General features: G+C 58.6%; 3 protein-coding genes. 1 reads left to right on the top strand and 2 read right to left on the bottom strand.

Going from position 1 to position 4,911, the window contains the following annotated elements:
- On the bottom strand, positions 1-1,153 hold a 1,153-nt coding region (locus ACXRVY_RS17145), incomplete at its 3' end, for a peptidylprolyl isomerase (protein WP_458237830.1).
- Entirely contained in the window at positions 1,128-3,938 is a 2,811-nt protein-coding gene (locus ACXRVY_RS17140) for an LPS-assembly protein LptD (RefSeq protein WP_458237829.1), read from the bottom strand. The genes ACXRVY_RS17145 and ACXRVY_RS17140, both read right to left, overlap by 26 nt.
- A 130-nt stretch (positions 3,939-4,068) precedes the next feature.
- Here ACXRVY_RS17140 and ACXRVY_RS17135 point away from each other — a divergent pair.
- Positions 4,069-4,911 (top strand): aminoglycoside phosphotransferase family protein (locus ACXRVY_RS17135; RefSeq protein WP_458237828.1); only part of this gene is annotated, 843 nt, incomplete at its 3' end.

Raw genomic sequence — 4,911 nt, 5'->3', positions numbered from 1 at the left:
CTTCCAGGACGTGCCAGCCGTATTGAGTCTGGAACGGCCTGGACAGTTGACCTTGCGGGGTCTTGGCCATCACTGCGCGGAACTCGGGCACCAGCGCGTTCGGGTCGATCCAGTTCAGGTCGCCGCCGTTGAGGGCGGAACCCGGGTCTTCCGAGTAACTTTTCGCCAACTCGGCGAAGTCTTCGCCAGCCTGGATACGGCTGTAGAGCGACTCGGCCAGGGCCTTGGTTTTCGCTTCGTCGCGGATCGGGCTCGGTTTGACCAGGATGTGGCGCACATGCACTTCATCGCGCATCTGGGTCTCGCCGCCACGTTTGTCGAGAATTTTCAGGATGATGAAACCGCCCGGGGTGCGCATTGGCTGGGTGACATCACCTACCGGCATGGTGCTCAGCAGGCGATCGAACGGCGGAGGCAATTGAGCGGCTTTGCGCCAGCCCATGTCGCCACCTTCCAGTGCGGTTTCGCTGGCTGACTTGGCGATTGCCAACTGACCGAAGTCAGCGCCTTGCTTGAGCTGCTGGTAAATTGTGTCGGCCTGTTTGGCTGCATTCTGAATCGCGTCGGAGTTGGCGCTTTCCGGCGTAGGAATCAGGATGTTGGCCAAGTGGAACTCTTCGGACAGCTGCATTTTGCCCAGGTCGGAAGCCAGGAAGTTCTTCACTTCCTGCTCGGAAACCTGAATGCGTTCGGCAACCCGGCGCTGGCGCACGCGGCTGATGACCATTTCGCGACGAATCTGCTCACGCGCGTCGTCGTAAGACAGGCCATCGCGAGTAAGGGCGGCGCGGAACTGCTCGACCGACATGTTGTTGCGCTGGGCAATGGTGCCGACTGCCTGGTTCAACTCCTCATCGGTAATGCGGATGCCGGAGCGATCGCCGATCTGCAATTGCAGGTTTTCGACGATCAGGCGCTCAAGTACCTGCTGCTCCAGCACGCTGGCCGGCGGCACGGCAGAACCGCGCTTGGCAATGGTTTGCTGAACGTCATGAACGCGCTGGTCCAGTTGGCTCTGCATGACCACGTCGTTGTCGACGATGGCCACCACTTTATCGATGGACTGTACGGCGGCACTGGCCGCCGTACTCAGGAACAGCGCGCCCAGCATCAGCGGGCGCAGACAATCAGAAAGCTTGGTCTTCACGTTCACGATAACCTTGAATGCCTTTGTCGAGGAAGCTCTCGGCCTTGGCGCCGGTGAGGCCGCCGAGTCCCTTCAGAACAATTTGGAGGAAGACGCCATGGTCGCCTTTTTCGTTTTGCGGTGCTTGCTGGCTGAACTCGTCATAATCAACGAAGTAACGGTTGATCAGGCGCAGTTTCCAGCAGCAGCTGTCGTACTCGAAACCACCGAAGGCTTCCAGGGTACGGTTGCGGTTGTAGTCATACTGCCAGCGGCTGATGGCGCTCCATTGCGGCACGATCGGCCAGATCACCGAGAAGTCGTGCTGTTGGATCTTGTAGTAATCCTTCACGAAGTTAGGCTGGCCAGGGGTGCCGTAGTCACCGCCGAACTGCCATTGACCGGTGGTCTGGTTGTAGATCACCTGGTCGTTACGATAGCGATAGCCAACGTTGACGACCTTGTTCGGATTGTCTTCAGGCTGGTAGTGGAACATCGCGCTGCCCGAGCGAGGGCTGCGGCTGTCCGGGTCCCAGTTGTAGTCGGCGGTGGTACGCCAGTCGCGGTTCCAGCGATATTCGTATTCCAGCGCATATGGGGAAACGCTGGCTTGGGCATCGGCGCGGGTTTTTGGATTGATGCCCGGCAATTGAACTTCGCGGTCCTTGAAGTACAAGGCCTGGCCGACACTGATGCGTTGACGCTCAAAACCGTTGTCTTCGATCCAGCGGCTGGTCACGCCCAGGGACAGCTTGTTCTCGTCGCCGACACGGTCGGAGCCTGAGAAGCGGTTGTCACGGAACAGCGACGCATAGTTGAAGGTGTATTCGCTGGTATCGAATACCGGGATGTCTTCCTGGTCGACTTCAGGCACGTACAGGTAGAACAGGCGCGGCTCGAGGGTCTGGCGGTAGTTCTTGCCGAAATACTGGGTATTACGATCGAAGTACAGGCCGCTGTCGATGCTGGCGATCGGCACGCCGCGGTTCTGGTTGCTGTCAAAATTACCATTGAAATTTTTAGTCCCGGTGGCAGCTGCGGCTTGTTCTTGCTGCGCGCTTTGAGTTTTGCCGAGACCGTCCAGGTCCAGTTGGTACTGGGTGTACTGGTACTTGAGTGTTGGCTTCAGGAATCCGTAGGTCCAGTTCAGTGGCAGGCTGACAGCCGGTGCCAGGTTGAGGCGGTCGCCATTGGCGCGTGCCAGACCGACAACGTTGGTATCAAGCCGTGGCGACACATTACCGTCTTCGTCGGTGTAGGTACCGTTCTGCAGATCCCGGTCAAACCGCACGAGTTCGGTGCTGTACGTGAAGTCCAGACCTTCCGGATGATAAGGCAGCATACCGTCGAGGGTGAGCTGCGGCAGGCGGTCGTACGGTGTAATGTTCGATACGGTCGCCAGTTGGTATGCCTGAGCGTTCGCGCGGGCGGTATAGCTGTCGCCACGATAGGTCACGGAACCCTGCTGGTTCACGTAGTCGTTGGTTTTCACGCCAATCTGGTCGGTCTGCAGATCCTGGAAGTAATACGGATCGCTGATCTTGGTGTAGTCGACTTGCGTGAGCACTCGCGAGTCCAGACCACCCTTGTGCTGCCAGTTGTACATGTAGCGGGTTTTTTCAGCGTCGGTCTGCTTGTCGCGCTCGTCGCTTTCGTCGTTGAGGTAAGCCGCACCGAACTGGCCTTCGCTGGCCTTGGTCAGGTAGCGGAATTCGCCTTCCATCAACAAGCCGTGCTTTTCCATGTAGCGCGGGTACAACGTGGCATCGTAGTTCGGCGCCAGGTTGAAGTAGTACGGGGTGACCAGCATGAAGCCGGTATCGCTGCCGGTGCCGATGCTCGGCGGCAGGAAGCCGGACTGGCGACGATCGTCGATCGGGAAATAGATGTACGGCGTGTACAGGACTGGAATGTCCTTGACCCGCAGCGTCACGTTGGTCGCCGTACCGAAACCGGTGGCCGGGTTCAGGGTGATGTTGTTGCCCTTGAGCTGCCAGGCGTTGTTGTTCGGTTCGCACGTGGTGTACGTACCATCCTTGRGGCGGATGATCGCGTTCTCGGCACGTTTGGCGTACAGCGCATTACCGCGGACGCGGGATTTGTGCATCACGTATTCGGCGTTGTCGACCTTGGCTTCACCGGTGTCGAGCTGCACGTCGGCGTGGTCGCCGACGATCAATGCGCCGTTGTCGCGAATGCGCACGTTGCCGTTCAGGTCGCCCCGGCTCTCGGCTTGGTACAGGTTGGCTTCGTCGGCTTCGACCTGCATGCTGCCCTGACGCATGACAACGTCGCCGGCCAGTGTCGCGACCTGCTCATCCTGCTTATAGCGGGAGGCTTTTGCGCCGATAAAGGTTGGTGCGTCACTTTTATTCGTCTTGTCATTCATGCCAGGACGAATCGGTTCGACATAGGAACCAGAGCAATAAGGACCGGTTTCGGCCAATTGTGCGGCGGTGAGTTGCTCGCGGGGAACCCAGTCGAGGTGACTGTAGTCTGCGCTACGCGACTTCAGGCCAAGGCCTTTGGATTCGGTGACCAGCACCGGCCTGGCGCCAGTGTCTTCGCTGGAACCGCTCTCGGCCGGGGCTTCGCCGGTGGCGGAAACTGCGCTACCGTCATGAACGGGACGCGGTGGCAAAGCAGCCGCCGGCGCCTTTGGCGCACAGTCCCAGGAACCCGAAGCAGAGACTGAGCAGTCAAACTGTTCCGCGGCGACCACGTAGGAAGTGGCAAGGGGTTGCAGCGCCAGCAAACTGCCGGTAACCAACAACGGAAATTTTTTACGAAACGCGGGGGATTTCAATGCCATCTTATTAGTCCGGGCTTCCTGCGTGCCATCTGCCCGCGGTGTGGGCCGCACGCCTCTCGATGGTCTGAAAAAGATGCTGGATAATAAAGCATGACCCGCTTGACGGCTAGCGCCGTCGGAGACCCTTGCAATGCCTGATCAAGATGTACGCTTGCAACACCTGAAAGTTTGGCTCGATGAACAATTGACGACCTTTTTTGCCGAGCAAAGTTGGGGCGCCGTCCCCCCGGCCACGTTGACTGCGGCCAGCAGCGACGCGAGTTTCCGGCGGTATTTCCGCTGGGAAGGCGGTGGCAAAAGTTTCATTGTGATGGACGCGCCGCCGCCCCAGGAAAACTGTAAACCCTTCGTGGATATCGCCTTTTTGCTGGCGAAATCCGGAATAAATGTGCCGAAAATTTATGCCGAAGACCTCGAGCGTGGTTTTCTTTTGCTCAATGACCTGGGCAACAAGACCTATCTGGACGTCATCGACAACGAAAACGCCGACGATTTGTTCAAGGATGCCCTGCAAGCGTTGCTGGCTTTCCAGCAGTTGCCGATGGTTGCGCCTTTGCCGAGCTATGACGTGGCCTTGCTGCGTCGTGAGCTGGAACTGTTCCCCGAGTGGTATGTGAAGCGCGAATTGGGCATCGAGTTCGACGCGGCGCAGCAAGTACTCTGGCAGCAGGTCAGCGAACTGTTGATCGACAGTGCCCTGGCACAGCCAAAAGTCCTGGTGCATCGTGACTACATGCCGCGCAACCTGATGCTCAGCGAGCCCAATCCCGGTGTGCTTGACTTCCAGGATGCGGTGTATGGCCCGGTGACCTATGACGTAACCTGCCTGTTCAAGGACGCCTTCCTCAGTTGGCCCGAGGCACGCGTGCACGGCTGGCTCGAAAACTACTGGCAGCAAGCAGGCGCCCTCGGCATTCCAGTTCAACCCGAGTTTGAGGACTTCCTGCGGGCCAGCGATTTGATGGGTGTGCAA

The sequence above is a fragment of the Pseudomonas sp. P5_A2_2 genome, from assembly GCF_054177685.1.
This window is presented reverse-complemented; position numbering and strand designations above follow the sequence as displayed.